Source organism: Allobosea sp. GW822-FHT05A11 (genome assembly GCF_058800455.1).
Genome location: NZ_JBXAMI010000004.1, coordinates 61,957 through 77,058 on the forward strand (window position 1 = coordinate 61,957; position 15,102 = coordinate 77,058).

General features: G+C 66.7%; 15 protein-coding genes. 11 read left to right on the top strand and 4 right to left on the bottom strand.

Translation table 11 applies throughout. The features are described 5' to 3' along the window. Positions 1-34 precede the first annotated feature (34 nt). The 9 genes from AC1RLU_RS14105 to AC1RLU_RS14145 all read left to right on the top strand — a co-directional run bounded on the left by AC1RLU_RS14105 (position 35) and on the right by AC1RLU_RS14145 (position 9,207). Complete coding sequence (locus AC1RLU_RS14105) at positions 35-2,398, top strand: xanthine dehydrogenase family protein molybdopterin-binding subunit (protein WP_492796302.1); 2,364 nt, start codon at positions 35-37, stop codon at positions 2,396-2,398. Between the two features lie 17 nt (positions 2,399-2,415). Then, complete coding sequence (locus tag AC1RLU_RS14110; RefSeq protein ID WP_061966971.1) at positions 2,416-3,219, top strand: FAD binding domain-containing protein; 804 nt, start codon at positions 2,416-2,418, stop codon at positions 3,217-3,219. A 159-nt stretch (positions 3,220-3,378) separates the two neighbouring features. Further along, complete coding sequence (locus AC1RLU_RS14115; protein ID WP_492796304.1) at positions 3,379-4,293, top strand: AAA family ATPase; 915 nt, start codon at positions 3,379-3,381, stop codon at positions 4,291-4,293. A gap of 33 nt (positions 4,294-4,326) precedes the next feature. Next, positions 4,327-4,707, top strand: a complete 381-nt coding sequence (locus AC1RLU_RS14120) for a nuclear transport factor 2 family protein (protein ID WP_091856574.1) — start codon at positions 4,327-4,329, stop codon at positions 4,705-4,707. Beyond that, the gene (locus tag AC1RLU_RS14125) at positions 4,704-5,903 is read left to right on the top strand and encodes a vWA domain-containing protein (RefSeq protein ID WP_492796306.1); all 1,200 of its coding nucleotides are present in this window, start codon (positions 4,704-4,706) and stop codon (positions 5,901-5,903) included. Before AC1RLU_RS14120 ends, AC1RLU_RS14125 begins: the two co-directional genes overlap by 4 nt. Before the next feature lie 41 nt (positions 5,904-5,944). Then, the gene (locus AC1RLU_RS14130) at positions 5,945-6,268 is read left to right on the top strand and encodes an XdhC family protein (protein ID WP_047574650.1); all 324 of its coding nucleotides are present in this window, start codon (positions 5,945-5,947) and stop codon (positions 6,266-6,268) included. Between the two features lies 1 nt (position 6,269). After that, positions 6,270-6,899, top strand: a complete 630-nt coding sequence (locus AC1RLU_RS14135; RefSeq protein ID WP_061966975.1) for a LysE family translocator — start codon at positions 6,270-6,272, stop codon at positions 6,897-6,899. 3 nt (positions 6,900-6,902) lie between these two features. After that, positions 6,903-7,595 carry an XdhC family protein gene (locus AC1RLU_RS14140; protein ID WP_492796308.1) on the top strand — a complete coding sequence of 231 codons (693 nt, stop codon included), beginning with the start codon at positions 6,903-6,905 and terminating at the stop codon, positions 7,593-7,595. 10 nt (positions 7,596-7,605) lie between these two features. Continuing rightward, a complete protein-coding gene (locus tag AC1RLU_RS14145; protein WP_492796310.1) occupies positions 7,606-9,207 on the top strand; it encodes an NTP transferase domain-containing protein in 1,602 nt (533 codons plus the stop codon). A gap of 7 nt (positions 9,208-9,214) precedes the next feature. Here the strand turns inward: AC1RLU_RS14145 and bcsS are convergent, their stop codons facing one another. Continuing rightward, the gene (gene bcsS / locus AC1RLU_RS14150; RefSeq protein ID WP_492796312.1) at positions 9,215-9,946 is read right to left on the bottom strand and encodes a cellulose biosynthesis protein BcsS; all 732 of its coding nucleotides are present in this window, start codon (positions 9,944-9,946) and stop codon (positions 9,215-9,217) included. A gap of 159 nt (positions 9,947-10,105) precedes the next feature. On the opposite strand from bcsS, the gene AC1RLU_RS14155 reads away from it, so the two are divergent. Together AC1RLU_RS14155 and AC1RLU_RS14160 are read left to right on the top strand one after the other, a co-directional pair. Next, positions 10,106-10,375 (top strand): usg protein, encoded by a 270-nt coding sequence (locus AC1RLU_RS14155; protein WP_091856580.1) that lies wholly within the window; start codon positions 10,106-10,108, stop codon positions 10,373-10,375. A 119-nt stretch (positions 10,376-10,494) separates the two neighbouring features. Continuing rightward, on the top strand, positions 10,495-11,094 hold the full coding sequence (locus AC1RLU_RS14160; RefSeq protein WP_061966980.1) for an exopolysaccharide biosynthesis protein: 600 nt from the start codon (positions 10,495-10,497) through the stop codon (positions 11,092-11,094). Between the two features lie 27 nt (positions 11,095-11,121). Here AC1RLU_RS14160 and AC1RLU_RS14165 read toward each other — a convergent pair whose 3' ends face one another. The 3 genes from AC1RLU_RS14165 to AC1RLU_RS14175 form a co-directional block, all read right to left on the bottom strand. Then, positions 11,122-13,353: a putative bifunctional diguanylate cyclase/phosphodiesterase gene (locus tag AC1RLU_RS14165; protein ID WP_492796315.1), complete on the bottom strand. Its 2,232-nt coding sequence runs from the start codon at positions 13,351-13,353 to the stop codon at positions 11,122-11,124. Positions 13,354-13,438: 85 nt separating this feature from the next. Then, on the bottom strand, positions 13,439-14,188 hold the full coding sequence (locus AC1RLU_RS14170) for a proteasome-type protease (protein WP_492796317.1): 750 nt from the start codon (positions 14,186-14,188) through the stop codon (positions 13,439-13,441). Positions 14,189-14,245: 57 nt separating this feature from the next. Continuing rightward, positions 14,246-15,073, bottom strand: coding sequence for a transglutaminase family protein (locus AC1RLU_RS14175; protein WP_492796319.1), 828 nt, complete (start codon positions 15,071-15,073; stop codon positions 14,246-14,248). Positions 15,074-15,102 lie beyond the last annotated feature (29 nt).

Below are 15,102 nucleotides of genomic sequence, written 5' to 3' on the forward strand. Positions count from 1 at the left end.
GCCCGCGAGAGGCGCCGTGCGAGGAGGGAACACCATGTCCGCCACCGGAATCGGCGCCGCAGTCCGCCGCAAGGAAGATCACCGTTTCATCACCGGCCAGGGCCGCTACACCGACGACGTCAACCGGCCGGGCCAGGCCCATGCCTATTTCCTGCGCTCGCCGCATGCGCACGCCAAGATCAAGTCGATCGACACCAAGGCCGCCGCCGGCATGCCCGGCGTGCTCGGCATCTTCACCGGGGACGACCTCGCCACCGACAAGATCGGCGGGCTGATCTGCGGCTGGATGATCCACAACAAGGACGGTTCGCCGATGCGCGCCGGCCCGCATCCCGCGCTGGCCCAGGGCAAGGTGCGCTATGTCGGCGACCATGTCGCCGTGGTGGTGGCCGAGACCCTGGCGCAGGCGCGCGACGCGGCCGAGGCCATCGCGGTCGTTTACCAGGAGCTGCCGGCGGTGGTCGACACCGCCAAGGCGATCGGCGCCAAGACCGTGGTCCATGACGAGGCGCCGGACAACAGCGTGTTCAACTGGCATCTCGGCGACAAGGACGCGACCGAGAAGGCTTTCAAGGCCGCCAGGCACGTCACGAAGATCGATCTCGTCAACAACCGCCTCGTGCCGAACGCGATGGAGCCGCGCGCGGCTGTCGGCGACTACGATGCCGGCGACGGCATCTTCACGCTCTACACCACCAGCCAGAACCCGCATGTGGCGCGGCTGGTGCTCTCCGCCTTCATCGGCATCGCGCCGGAGAACAAGCTGCGTGTGATCGCGCCGGATGTCGGTGGCGGCTTCGGCTCGAAGATCTTCATCTATGCCGAGGAGACGGTCTGTGTCTGGGCGGCGAAGAAGGTCGGGCGGCCGGTGAAATGGACGGCGGATCGGACGGAGGCCTTCCTCTCCGATGCGCATGGTCGCGACCACGTCACCCATGCGGAGCTGGCGACCGATGCGGAGGGCAAGATCCTCGGCATGAAGGTGCACACCACCGCCAATCTCGGCGCCTATCTCTCGACCTTCTCCTCCTCGGTGCCGACCTATCTCTACGCGCCTCTGCTGTCGGGCCAATACGACATCCCGGCGATCTATTGCGAGGTCGATGCGGTCTACACCAACACCGCCCCCGTCGATGCCTATCGCGGCGCCGGGCGGCCGGAGGCGACCTTCGTGGTCGAGCGGTTGATCGAGGTCACCGCGCGCCAGCTCGGCAAGGACCCGGCCAAGTTCCGGATGCAGAACTACATCAAGAAGTTCCCGCACCAGACGCCGGTCATCATGATGTACGACACCGGTAATTACAGCGCCTCGCTGAAGAAGGCGCTGGAGATGATCGACTACAAGGGGCTGGGCAAGCGCAAGCGCGACTCGGCACGGGCCGGCAAGCTGCGCGGCATCGGCTTCTCCTCCTATATCGAGGCCTGCGGCATCGCGCCCTCGGCGGCGGTGGGGTCGCTCGGTGCCGGCGTGGGTTTGTGGGAATCGGCCGAGGTCCGGGTCAATCCGGTCGGCACGGTCGAGGTGCTCACCGGCTCGCACAGCCATGGCCAGGGCCATGAGACGACCTTCGCGCAGCTCGTCAGCGACCGGCTCGGCATCCCCATCGACAATGTCTCGATCATCCATGGCGATACCGACAAGGTGCAGATGGGCATGGGCACCTATGGCTCGCGCTCCGGCGCGGTCGGCATGTCCGCGATCTTCAAGGCCCTCGACAAGGTGATCGCCAAGGGCAAGAAGGTCGCTGCCCATGTGCTGGAGGCCGACGAGGCCGATATCGATTTCGCGGACGGGCATTTCGCGGTGAAGGGCACTGACCGCAAGCTCGATTTTGGCTCCTGCGCGCTGCAGGCCTATGTGGCGCACAAGTTCAACGGGCAGGAGCTGGAGCCGGGGCTGAAGGAGGGGGCGTTCTACGACCCGACCAACTTCACCTTCCCGGCCGGCGTCCATATCTGCGAGGTCGAGATCGATCCCGAGACCGGCGTGACCAAGATCGAGCGCTGGGCCGCCGTCGACGATTTCGGCAATGTCATCAACCCAATGATCGTCGAAGGGCAGGTCCATGGCGGGATCGCGCAGGGTGTCGGCCAGGCGCTGCTGGAAGGCGCGCGCTACAATGCCGACGGCCAGCTCGTGACCGCGAGCTTCATGGACTACACCATGCCGCGCGCCGACGACCTGCCATCCTTCGATGTTGGCATGACCGTGACGCCGTGCCCGTCGAACCCGCTCGGCATCAAGGGCTGCGGCGAGGCCGGGGCCATCGCCTCGCCGCCCGCCGTGATCAACGCTATCACCGACGCGCTCGGCCATGAGGACATCGCGATGCCGGCCACGCCGCAGGCGGTGTGGCGCGCGGCACAGAAGTCGATCAGCCGCCAGGCGGCCGAGTGAGCTGAAAGGACAAGTCGATGTACGCTTTCACCTATCACAAGCCCACCAGTGCCCGGCAGGCGGCGACGCTGCTCGCCAAGAAGGAGGACTCCAAGCTCCTCGCCGGCGGCCATACCCTGCTGCCGACGATGAAGCAGCGCCTGGCCTCGCCGACCGCGCTGGTCGACCTCGGCGCCTGTCCAGATCTCAAGGGCATCAATCGCAAGGGCCGCAACATCGTCATCGGCGCGATGACGACCCATGCCGAAGTGGCTTCCTCGGCCGAGGTTCAGGAGGCGCTGCCCGCGCTCGCCTTCCTCGCCGGCAGCATCGGCGACCCGCATGTGCGCCATCGCGGCACGATCGGCGGCTCGGTCGCCAATAACGATCCGGCGGCGGATTATCCGGCGGCCCTGCTGGCGCTCGGCGCCACCGTCGTCACCAACAAGCGCAAGCTGACGGCGGAGGAGTTCTTCACCGGGCTCTACGAGACCGCCTTGGACGAGGGCGAGATCATCACCAAGGTCTCGTTCCCGCTGGTCTCGAAGGCGGGCTATGCCAAGTTCCGCAACCCGGCCTCGCGCTATGCCATGGTCGGCGTCTTCGTCGCCAAGCGCGGCAGCGAGATTCGCGTCACGGTGACGGGCGCGGGCGAGGGCGGCGTCTTCCGCTGGCCGGAAGCGGAGGCTGCGCTCAAGGCGCGCTTCGCGCCGAAATCGCTGGACGGGCTGAAGCATACTGCCAAGGGCATCAATGGCGACATCCATGCCGATGCCGAATACCGCGCCCATCTGATCGGCGTGATGGCCAAGCAGGCCGTGGCGCAGGCGACGGGGAAGTAGGAGCTTGCGGTTGGGCTCGCCACGGGTGTCATCCCGGGGCGAGCGAAGCGAAGAGCCCGGGATCCATAACCGCTGCCGGTGCTCGTCATTGGCTCCGTCGGCGGTTATGGGTTCCGGGCTCGACCGCTCTGCGGTCGCCCTGGAATGACGTGAGTGCTTATGTCCAGCCCTTTGCCTTCCTCCATCGATGCCACGCTCGCGCTGCTGCAGGGCCAAGGCTATGTCGCCGACCGCGCGCTCGCGACCGTGCTGTTCCTGGCGCTCCGGATGAAGCGGCCGCTGCTGCTGGAAGGCGAGGCCGGCACCGGCAAGACCGAGATCGCCAAGGTTCTGGCCGCCGGCCTCGGCCGCCGGCTGATCCGGCTGCAATGCTATGAAGGGCTCGATCTCGCCTCCGCCGTCTACGAGTGGAACTATGCCGGGCAGATGATGGCGATCCGGCTGGCGGAGGCCGGCGGCGCGGCCGGTGATCGCGAGCGGCTGGAAGGCGACATCTTCTCCGAGAAATATCTGGTGAAGCGGCCACTCTTGCAGGCGTTGGAGCCGCAGGAGGGCGGGGCGCCGATCCTGCTGATCGACGAGCTCGACCGCACGGATGAGGCCTTCGAGGCCTTCCTGCTCGAGGTCTTGGCCGACGCGCAGGTAACGATCCCTGAGCTCGGCACGATCCGCGCAGCCGAACCGCCGATCGTGATCCTGACCTCGAACCGCACCCGCGAGATCCACGATGCGCTGAAGCGCCGCTGCCTCTATCACTGGGTCGGCTACCCCGATGCCGTGCGCGAGCTGGCGATCCTCAAGGCGAAGGTGCCGGATGCTCCGGCCAAACTCTCGAAGCAGCTCATCGCCTTCGTGCAGGCGATCCGTAAGGAAGAGCTGTTCAAGGCGCCGGGCGTCGCCGAGACGCTGGACTGGGCGACGGCGCTGGTCGAGCTCGATGCCGTCGCGCTCGATCCGGCCATCGTTTCGGATACGCTGGGCGCGCTGCTGAAGTATCAGGACGATATCCAGGCGATGCAGGGCTCGCAGGTGAAGGAGCTTCTGGATCGGGCCAAGGCGGAGGCGGGGCGCTAGCTTTCCTGCGCCGGGAAACGAGAGGGTGATGTCATGAACGCCGATATCAAGGCCGTCGAGGCGACGGTCCGGACCTATCTCGACGGGCTCTATGAGGGCGATGCCGAGAAGCTCGCCCATGTCTTCCATCCGACCAGCGCTCTGACCACGGCGCGCGACGACGGCGCGATCCAGATCGTCCAGCGCGACGCCTGGCTCGACGCGGTGCGCAATCGGCCGGCGCCGCAGGCGGCGGGCATGCAGCGCGACGATCATATCCTGACGATCGACCTTGTCGGGCCGACGCTGGCGCTGGTCAAGGTGAAGTGCCAGATGCCGCCGCGCTATTTCACCGACCTGCTCTCGCTGCTGAAGATCGAGAGCCGCTGGCAGATCGTCCAGAAGGTGTTCATGACGGAGACGCAGGGGACGTGAGCGGCAAGCTTGCCGAGAACGTCGCCTATTTCGCCCGTGCCTTGCGCGTGGCGGGGCTGCCGGTCGGGCCGGGCGCCGTCGTCGAGGCGATCGCGGCTTTGGGCGACGGGGCGCTTGGCGGGCGGGACGATGTCTATTGGGCGCTGCATGCGATCCTCGTGAAGAGGCACGAGGATAGCCCTGTCTACGATCAGGCCTTCCGGCTGTTCTGGCGGCGGCGAAACCTGATCGAGAAGATCATGGCGCAAATGTCGCCGGTCTCGCCCCGCGCCGACAGCCAGCCGGAGAAGGCCGAAGCCGGGGCGCTGCGGGTCGCGGAGGCCTTCGCGCCGCAGCCGCGCGAGGACGAGCCACCGAAGGAGCTGACCGAACTGACGGCGCGGCTCACCGTCTCCGATCGCGAGATGCTGAAATCGCGCGATTTCGCCCAGATGAGCGCCGCCGAGATCGCGCGCGCCAAGCAGCTCATCGCGGAGCTCAGGCTGCCCGACGACAGCATCGTGACGCGCCGCTTCCGGCCGGCGCATCGCGGGGCGCGCATCGATCCGCGCCGGACCTTTCGGCAGTCGCTGCGCGGTGGCGGGGCGTCGATCGATCTCGCCTTCCGCGAGAGGCGCGAGGTCCATCCACCGGTGGTGGCGCTGGTCGATATCTCCGGCTCGATGGCCGAGTATTCGCGCATCTTCCTGCATTTCCTACATACGCTGACCGAAAGGCGTCGCCGCGTGCATTCCTTCGTCTTCGGCACGCGATTGACCAATGTCACGCGGATGCTCAGGGCACGCGACCCTGACGACGCGCTGGCGCTCGCCGGCAAGGCCGCGCCGGACTGGGAAGGCGGCACGCGCATCGCGACGGCCCTGCATGATTTCAACCGGGTCTGGTCGCGGCGGGTGCTGGCCGGCGGGGCGATCGTGCTGCTCTTCACCGACGGGCTGGAGCGGCATCTCGATGACAGCCTGGGTTTCGAGATGGACCGGTTGCACCGCTCCTGCCGGCAACTGGTCTGGTTGAACCCGCTCCTGCGTTATGATGCCTTTGCGGCACGGGCAAGCGGCATCCGGGCTATGCTGCCCCATGTCGACTCGTTCCGGCCAATCCACAATCTCGCGGCGATGGCCGATCTTTGCGCCGCGCTTTCGCTGGATGCAGGGCGGGAGAGCGATCCACGCCTGTGGTTGAAGAAAGCCGGTTGAGGCATGATCTCAAGGGCCAGATTCAGGCGTAAGGTGACATCATGATCAGCACCGAAACCGATATCCTGCGCGCTGCCGAGGATTGGGCGCGCGGCGGCCGTGGCGTCGCCATCGCGACCGTGGTCGAGACCTGGGGGTCGGCGCCGCGCCCGGTCGGCTCGCATCTCGTCATCGACGGGGAGGGGAATTTCCTCGGCTCGGTCTCGGGCGGCTGCGTCGAGGGCGCCGTGGTGGCGGAAGCCGCCGATGTGATCGCCGACGGCAAGGCGCGCATGCTGGAATTCGGCGTCGCCGACGAGACGGCCTGGCAGGTGGGCTTGTCCTGCGGTGGGCGCATCAAGGTCTATGTCGAGAAGGTGAACTGAGATGGCCTCCTGGGAAACCCTTGTCGCCTTCGCGACGGTGACGATCCTCGTCGCCTATTTTCCGGGGCCGGCGCTGCTCTACACGGCCGCCCAGACGATCAGCCATGGCCGCAAGGCCGGCCTGATGGCGATGCTCGGTATTCATCTCGGCTGTTACCTGCATGTCTTCGCAGCGGCTTTCGGGCTTTCGGCCGTGTTCAAGCATGTGCCGGAGCTCTACATGGCCGTGAAGATCGCCGGTGCGCTCTACCTGATCTGGATCGGCATCGGCATGATCCGCTCGCGCATGGGCTCCCCCGATCAGCCGGTCGCGCCGCCCAAGACGGTGAAGCGGGCGCTGCTCGATTCCTTCATCGTCGAGATCCTGAATCCGAAGGTTGCGCTGTTCTTCATCGCGCTGCTGCCGCAGTTCGTCGACCCTTCGGCGTCGCTGCCGGTCTGGGCGCAGTTCCTGATCCTCGGGATGGTCGTGAACTTCGCCTTCTCCTCGGCCGATCTCGTCACCGTCTTCGGCGCCTCGCTCGTGGTCGGCGCGATGAAGAAGACCAAGGCGAGCTTCGCCTTCGGGCGCTGGATCGGTGGTTCGCTGATGATCGCGCTCGGCCTGAAGCTCGCGACGGACAGGGGCTGAGCCGTGGAGCTTTCGACCCTCGCCGCGCTCAATGAAGAGCGCCAGGCGCGCCGCGCGGCCGTGCTGGTCAGCGATCTCGCCGGCGGCACGCAGAGACTGGTGAAGCAAGCCGCGATCGCTGGTGACCCGCTGGCGGAGCTGCTGGAGCGGCAACTGCGCTCCGGCAAGAGCGGCATGGTCGAGGCGGATGGGACGTCCTATTTCCTGACCGTGCAGGCGCCGCATCCGCGCGTGGTCGTGACGGGTGCCGTCCATATCTCGCAGGCGATGGCGCCTATGGCCCGGGCGCTCGATCTCGATCTCGTGGTCATCGATCCGCGCAGCGCCTTTGCCACGCCTGAGCGTTTCCCCGAGGTGACACTGCTGGCCGAGTGGCCGGAGGAGGCGCTTCCGCGGATCGGGCTGGACGCCTACACCGCTTTCGTCGCGCTGACGCATGATCCGAAGATCGACGATCCCGGGCTTTTCGCGGCTTTGCGTTCCGATTGCTTCTATGTCGGCGCGCTCGGCAGCCGGAAGACGCATGGCAGGCGGCTCGAGCGATTGACGGAGGCGGGCTTCGATACCGCCGCGACGGACCGTATCCATGCGCCGATCGGGCTCGATATCGGCGCGGTCTCGCCAGCGGAGATCGCGCTCGCAATCCTCGCCGAGATCGTCGCGACTTTGCGCGGCCCGCGCCGCAAGCCGGCCTGAGGATCACGCGATGAAATTTGGACCGGTCGCCATCGCGGACGCCGTCGGCTGCATCGCGGCGCATACGATCCGCGCGGATGGGACCATCGTGAAGAAGGGCGCGACCGTCACGGCGGAACTGGCCGCGAAGCTCGCGGCGGCCGGCATCACCGAGATCGTTGCCGTCCGTCTGGAGCCCGGCGATATCGACGAGAATGCTGCGGCGGAACGGCTGGCCGAGCGGATGGTCGGAGATGCGATCGTGGCCGAGTCGCCCTTCACCGGGCGGGTCAACATGTTCGCGACGCAGGCGGGGGTGCTGCGTGTCGACATTGCTGCGATCGACGCCTTCAATGCGGTGGACGAGGCGATCACGGTCGCGACCCTGCCGGCACTGAAGGCGGTCGTGGCGGGCGAGCTCGTCGCCACCGTGAAGATCATTCCCTATGCGGTTCCGCAGACTCTGGTTGAGCAGGCGCTCGACGCACTCGGCAACACGCCGCCAGTCTCGGTCGCGGCCTACCGTCCGTCCAGCGTCGCGGTGATCTCGACCCTGCTGCCGGGGCTGAAGCCGAGCGTCGTCGACAAGACCTTGCGCATCATGCGCGATCGGCTGGAACCGGCCGAGGCGATGCTGGCCGCCGACCAGCGCGTGCCCCATGAGGCCGAGCCTCTGGCCGCGGCCATCGCCGAGCAGGCGGCGGGAGCGGCGGACATCATCGTTGTCTTCGGCGCGTCGGCCATCACCGACCGGCGCGACGTGATCCCGCAGGCGCTGGTGGAGGCCGGCGGCGAGGTCGAGCATCTCGGCATGCCGGTCGATCCCGGCAACCTGCTGATGCTCGGCCGCATCGCCGGCAAGCCGGTGATCGGCGCGCCGGGCTGCGCCCGCTCGCCCAAGGAGAACAGCTTCGACTGGGTGCTGCAGCGCTATCTGGCCGGTGTCCCCGTCGGGCGTCGCGATGTCCAGAAGATGGGGGTCGGTGGCCTGCTGATGGAGATCGTCTCGCGGCCGCAGCCGCGCGCTCCGGGTTCTCCCGAGCGCGGTCCGCTGGCGGGGATCGTGCTGGCGGCGGGGCAATCGACGCGGATGGGCGCGGAGAACAAGCTGCTGCAACCCCTGCGCGGCAAGCCGATCCTGCGCCATGCCGTCGAAGCGCAGATCGAGGCAGGCTTAAGCCCGGTCATCGTCGTGACCGGCCACCAGCGCGCCGAGGTGGAGGCTGTTCTGTCGGACCTGCCGGTGCAGCTCGTGCATAATTCCGACTACGTCTCCGGCCTCGCCAGCTCGCTCAAGGCCGGTGTTGCGGCATTGCCGCCAGAGGTCCCGGCCGCAGTGATCTCGCTTGGCGACATGCCGAATGTCACGCCTGCGGTGATCGAGCGCCTGGTCGAAGCGCATCGCGCGCAGCCCGAGGCGCTTGCGGCCGTGCCGACCCTGTTCGGCCAGCGTGGCAATCCTGTGCTGCTCGCACGCGCGATCTTTCCCGCGGTCTCGCTGCTGAGCGGTGATCGTGGCGCACGGCGGCTGCTCGACGAAGCCGGGGAGCGCGTCATCGACGTGGCCTTCGAGGACCCCGCCATCGCCATCGATGTCGATACGCCGGAGGCCTTGCGGGCGCTGCGGAGCTGACCGCCTCTCAACGCTGCCAGTGCAGTCCGAGCGTGCCGTAATAGGCGGAGGGCCGGTCGCTGGTCTTCTGCAGGCCGCCCGAGAGGCGCCATTCCAGCCCGAGGAAGCGCAGCCCGGTGAGATGCAGGCCCAGCCGGAGCTTGCGATAATCGCGTTCGCGATAGGCTTCGAATTCCGGGCCGAGATAGAATCCGGCCGGGACCTGCCAGCCCGGCGCGAGACGCGCCCAGAGGCGCCCGTTCAGGGATGACGCGTAGGCGTTGGCCTGCACGACCATTCCGGGCGCGGGAACGATCCAGAGATCAGCCTGCAGCCGGGCACCGTAGTGGGTGCCGGTGAAGGACGGGCCGAAGGCTTCGATCCGCTGTTCGCTTTCGATATCCGAGCCGGCATAGAGCGCGAGAAAGCTGTCACCGACACGCCATTCATAGCCCAGCAGGGCCTGTGTTTCGCTCTTGTAGGTCACGCCGTGCGGCCGTTGGCGGTGGGTCTGCTCCTGCGCGCCGCCGGCCTTGACGAAGAGACGGAAGCCGCTCTCAGAGAGGCCACCGGCGATGGCACGCTTCATCCCGACCGAAAGAAAGGTTTTGGTCGGCCCGGCTTCCATCGAACCGAAGATGACCATCGAGAGCGGCGACCGCTCGGGCTCGTCTTCATCGACGCTGGCCGCAGAGACAGGGGTGGCGGCGAAGGTCATCGCCAGCCCGGCCAGTCCGGCCCTGCCCACCCGGTACGCCACGCAAGCCCCCACGCCCGCTGTCGCGCACGCTGCCATGCTCGGCAGCCTGCCTCAGGATTGCACCAGTTTGGCAGTAGGCTGGCAAGCCTTTGTTAACCAGGCGGGAGCAGGCTCGATCTACCCGGCAAAGCTTTCAGTCCGTAATGGAGGGAGGTGGCGATGGTTTCGACCGATTTCATGCGGCAACTCGAAGGCTATGGCCTGACCACGGCAACCATCCTCTACCGGATGCCGGATCATCTCAGCGTCCTGCAAACCTATATCTGGCAGCAGTACGACCTGGCACCGCGCTTCCCCGTCCTGCAGGACTTCCTGACGTTCTGGAAGAGAGAACTGGAAGGGCCGCTCCATTCCGTAACCGTGGCGCATTCGCGTCTGATCAAGCCGGCGGAAATCCGCAACGTAAACGGTGTGTTCACCCTGCACTAAGCGCTTCGCCGGCCTCCCGGCCCCGTGCCAGGGGCATTGAAAACCTGCGTCCGGCTCGCTTGTTGGCGGGTGTCCGGCCGTGCTAGGCGGGCGCTTCCGCTTCGGTACGGCCTGCTCCCTTGTCATCTCCCTTGCGTACATCCGGACTTCTGACGGCGCTGGCGGGTCTGCCCGGGGAGCGCATCGCCGTCGGCACGATCGTCGCTGCGTTGCAGGACCGGGCCTATGCCCTGCTCGTCGTGCTGCTCGGCCTGCCGAACTGCCTGCCGATGCCGCCGCCGATCCCGCTGGTCTGCGGCCTGGTACTCGCCTTCGTCGCCGTGCAGATGCTGACGGGGCGGCGGATGCCGTGGCTACCGCAAGCGCTGCTCAAGCGCAGCATCGGCAAGCCTGAACTCAGCCGGGCTGTGGCGCGGGCGCTGCCTGCCCTGACCTGGCTTGAACGTTTCTCGCGGCCGCGCCTGACGATGCTGGGAGGGGCTTATGCCATTCCGGTGCTGGGCCTCGTGATCCTGATCCTGGCGCTCGGGCTGATCGTGGCCGCGCCCTTCATCGGCCAGATCCCGCTCGGGCTTGCCGTCTGCCTCGTCGGGCTCGGTCTCGTCGAGCGGGACGGGGTCTTGATCATCATCGGTGCGGTAGTCGGTGCTGTCGGCCTGCTGCTCAGCGCAGGCTTCGCCTACGCGATCTTCAGCGGCATCCACGAGCTGTTCTTCTGAGGTCCGCCGCGCGCCCGGCTCGTGGTGTCAGGCGGCGGCGAGGATTTCGGCGAAGGGATTGTCCAGGCCGAGCAGGCGGTCGATCTCGGTTGCGGGCACGGCCTTGGAGAAGAGGAAGCCCTGCAGTTCGTGGCAGCCGATCGCCTGCAGGAAGCGATGCTGCTCGGCGGTCTCGACGCCCTCGGCGCAGACGCGCAGGCCGAGCGCCCGCCCGAGATGAGCCATCGAATGGACGAGGATCGCCGATTCGCCGGTCGATTCCATGTATTCTAGGAAGGTGCGGTCGATCTTGATCTTGTCGAAGGCGAAGCGCCGCAGATAGATCAGGCTCGAATAGCCGGTGCCGAAATCGTCGAGCGCGAGGCCGACGCCATGGGCGCGGATGTCCATCATCGCGGCTTCGGCGGCGTCGGCATCCTCGATCAGCACGCCTTCGGTCAGTTCGAGCTCGAGCTGGGCCGGTTCGAAATCCGTCTCCGCGATGGTGCGGATGACGTTGGCGACGAAATCCTTGTGGCGGAACTGGATCGGCGAGACGTTGACCGCAAGGCGGATGCCCTTCCAGCGCCTGGCCTCGGTGCAGGCGCGGCGCAGCACCCATTCGCTCAGTGGCACGATCAGGCCGCGTTCCTCGGCGATCGCGATGAAATCCGAAGGCGGGATCATGCCATGGGCCGGGTGCTGCCAGCGCACCAGCGCCTCGACGCCAACGATGGTCGATCCGTCGACGGAGACCTGCGGCTGGTAGTGCAGCGTGAGCTGGTCGTTGTCGATGGCATGGCGCAGGTCGTCCTCGACCATGCGCTTCAATTGCATCGAGCGGTTCATTTGCGATTCGAAGAAGGCATAGCGGTTGCGGCCGCTGTTCTTGGCTTCGTAGAGCGCGGTATCGGCGAGCTTGAGCAGGGCTTCGCGGCTGGTGCCGTCGCGCGGGGCCATGGCGATGCCGATCGAGGAGCCGATGGTGACTTCGGCGCCGGTGATGGTGAACGGCTCGCTGAGGCTGGCGAGGATACGCTCGCCGAGCGCGGCGCAGCCGGCCGGTGTCGCGGAATGGGTCTGGATGATGCCGAATTCGTCGCCGCCGAGGCGCGCGACGGTGTCGCCGACCTGGACCGCGCCGGATAGGCGAACCGCGACCTGACGGATGAGTTCGTCGCCGGCGGTATGGCCATAGGTGTCGTTGACGGCCTTGAAGCGGTCGAGATCGATCAGCAGCATTGCGAGGCTTGGGCCGTCATCGTGCTGGATATGAGCCAGGGTCTGATCGAGCGTCAGGTCGAAGCTGCGGCGGTTCGGAAGAAGGGATAGCTCATCCTGGCCGGCGAGGCGCTGGATCTGGCGCTCGCGCAGCTCGATCTGCTCGGCCGAGGCACGCAGGCGCTGGACGACGAAGATGAAGATCGCGGAAAACAACAGGGCAACCGCAATCAGCGCCCAGAGGAAGCGGCGCAGCATGACATCGCCGGGACGGGCCGGGGACCAAGTCAGCCAGGCGCCGATCTTGCCGTCGGCGGTGCGCAGGCTCAGATTCGACAGCGGGTCGGCAGGCGGCGTGGTCACGAGCTGGATGTCGGTCACCCGATTGCGCTCGGCCAGGTCCGAGAGCAGGGCGCTGGACAGGTGCCGGTAGGCGACGAAGGACAGCGGGATCGCGCCGCCTTCGGAGCTGAAGGAGGCGATGCGCGACAGGTCAATCACCGTCAGGAGCAGTGTCTCGTCGCCATCCGTGGTGATGGTCGAACGGGCCGCGCCGAACTGGGGCGTGACCTCGTCGCCGATGACGGTGGCGACGAAGGAGCTCTTCGCGCCTCGCTGCAACGCATCGATATGATGCGGGCGCTCGTGATCCGCATGATCCATCGTGGTCGGGTTCTCGACCCAGGCCAGCACGGTTCCGCCGGTTCCGCCGATATAGGCGCCGTCGAAATCCATCAGCTGATTGCCCAGACGCTTGAGCGCGGCCTTGAGCATGGCCGGCGAGCCGGGCTGCTGCAGGGCTTCAGGCAGGTCGCCGGCAGCGACGAGCCGCTCCAGCCTCAGTTCGTTCAGCTTGATCTGGGCGTTGACGGCGGCCTCGATGCGCTCGCCCTGGCGCTGGGCCTCGAGGCGATTGGCCTCGCGGGTGATCGCGACGACGACGCCGATTCCGGCAGCCATCAGCAGCAGGAAGGCGCAGCCCAGCGTCACCACGGTGCTCGCGAACATGCGAGCGGAGGAGCCCGCATTCGTCATCTTCGCGGCAGTGAATGCGGGCATTACGCGTCCGGAAAAGGGTCCTGATGCTGTGACTTAAGGCTTGAATTATTGACATCCCGTTGCCTGCACACGGGTTTTCAAGCGCTCAAGCTCCGGGTGGCGCGTAAGGTGGCCGCGGTATCGCCATATGCGCGGCCCGCAGTGCCGCCGACCAGCGTTCGCGCAGATCGTGGAAATACGGCTCTCCCGCCTCGATCCGCCGGTTGAGCTCGAAATCATCGGCGTCGCGCCTGATGACGACGAGATCGATCGGCAGGCCAACGCCGAGATTCGAGCGCATGGTCGAATCCATCGAGATCAGCCCGACTTTCAAGGCATCGTAGAGATGGGTCTTGTAGGTGACGGCACGGTCGAGGATCGGCTTGCCGTATTTATGCTCGCCGATCTGCAGGAATGGGGAATCGATGCCGCACTCTATGAAGTTGCCGGCGCTGTAGACCATGAAGAGGCGCATCGGCTGCCCCTTGATCTGGCCGCCGAACAGCATGCCGATTTCGAATTTGACGCCAGCCTCCTCCAGCGCGGGCCCGTCGATGTCGCGGACATGGCGGATGCAGCGGCCGACGAGCTGGGCCGCCCTGAACATCGAGCTCGCGTTCTGCAATGTGTCGAGTTCGCCGCTCTCGGGATTGAGCAGTCCCTCATGCAGGAAGCTCACCACCGATTGCGTGATCGAGAGATTGCCGGCCGTCATCAGGCCGAAATTGCGGTCGCCCGGCCAGTTGAAGACATGGAGCTTGCGGAAGGTCGAGATGTCGTCGAGCCCGGCATTGGTGCGGGTGTCGGCGATCATGACGAGGCCATCCTGCACGAGGATTCCGGCGCAATAGGTCACGGGTTCGATCCCTGCTTTTTGGCCCAGTCTTCCTGGCGGAGTGCGCTGGAAGGGGCGCTACTGGTTGGCGAAGCGACCCTCAGTCTCGCGGGCGCTGACGAGGACGCTGAGGTTCTCGCCTTCGCCGCCCTGGCGCGAGCCCCGAACCGGTGCGGCATCCGCGTAGTCGAGCCCTATCGCAACACGCACATGCGTGTCGATCGGGCAGAGCCCATTGGCACAGTCGAAACCGATCCAGCCATAGTCCTCGAGATGAACCTCGGCCCAGGCATGGGCGCCGTTGCCATGCGGCAGGCTGTCGGACTGCGCGACATAGCCCGAGACATAGCGGGCGGGCAGGCCGAGATGCCGGGCGCAGGCCATGAAGACATGGGCGATGTCCTGCGCGATCGCTTCGCGTGCTGCAAAGGCTGCGGCCGCGCCGACTCCGCTGCGGCCGCTGGCCTCGACGCAATCCATGCGGTCGCCGACGGCATTCATCAAGGCATGCATCTGGGAAAGCGGCGTGCCGGCGCCGGCGGTGACCGCATCGGCGAAGCTGCGCAGCGCCTCGTCCTGCCCGGTGAGGAGCGTGTCGCGGCAATAGACCTCGCAAGGCACGCGCTCCAGCCCGCCACGGACCACGCCGGCGAGGTCGATCGTCTCGATCAGTCCGTCGATGCGGATGGCAAGCGAGGAAATCGGCCCGTCGGCGTAGAATGAGTGCACGATATTGCCATGGGCATCCTGCGAGGCACGCAGCCGGCCGTCGACATTCGGCTCGATGCGCCAGGACATGACATGCTGGCCGTCATGGTCGCGCGGCGTCAGCCGCAGGATTTGCGTGATGTGGCGCGCCGGCTCGGCATATTCGTAGCCGATCGTATGGGAAATCCTGATCCGCATGCTTCAGTCCGGGGCAGGGTTTATGGCAG

Bases quoted from the DNA above. Each gene is read 5' to 3' on its own strand.
- AC1RLU_RS14105 (WP_492796302.1), top strand. From the start codon at position 35: ATGTCCGCCACCGGAATCGGCGCCGCAGTCCGCCGCAAGGAAGATCAC.
- AC1RLU_RS14110 (WP_061966971.1), top strand. From the start codon at position 2,416: ATGTACGCTTTCACCTATCACAAGCCCACCAGTGCCCGGCAGGCGGCG.
- AC1RLU_RS14115 (WP_492796304.1), top strand. From the start codon at position 3,379: ATGTCCAGCCCTTTGCCTTCCTCCATCGATGCCACGCTCGCGCTGCTG.
- AC1RLU_RS14120 (WP_091856574.1), top strand. From the start codon at position 4,327: ATGAACGCCGATATCAAGGCCGTCGAGGCGACGGTCCGGACCTATCTC.
- AC1RLU_RS14130 (WP_047574650.1), top strand. From the start codon at position 5,945: ATGATCAGCACCGAAACCGATATCCTGCGCGCTGCCGAGGATTGGGCG.
- AC1RLU_RS14135 (WP_061966975.1), top strand. From the start codon at position 6,270: ATGGCCTCCTGGGAAACCCTTGTCGCCTTCGCGACGGTGACGATCCTC.
- AC1RLU_RS14145 (WP_492796310.1), top strand. From the start codon at position 7,606: ATGAAATTTGGACCGGTCGCCATCGCGGACGCCGTCGGCTGCATCGCG.
- AC1RLU_RS14155 (WP_091856580.1), top strand. From the start codon at position 10,106: ATGGTTTCGACCGATTTCATGCGGCAACTCGAAGGCTATGGCCTGACC.
- AC1RLU_RS14165 (WP_492796315.1), bottom strand. From the start codon at position 13,353: ATGCCCGCATTCACTGCCGCGAAGATGACGAATGCGGGCTCCTCCGCT.
- AC1RLU_RS14175 (WP_492796319.1), bottom strand. From the start codon at position 15,073: ATGCGGATCAGGATTTCCCATACGATCGGCTACGAATATGCCGAGCCG.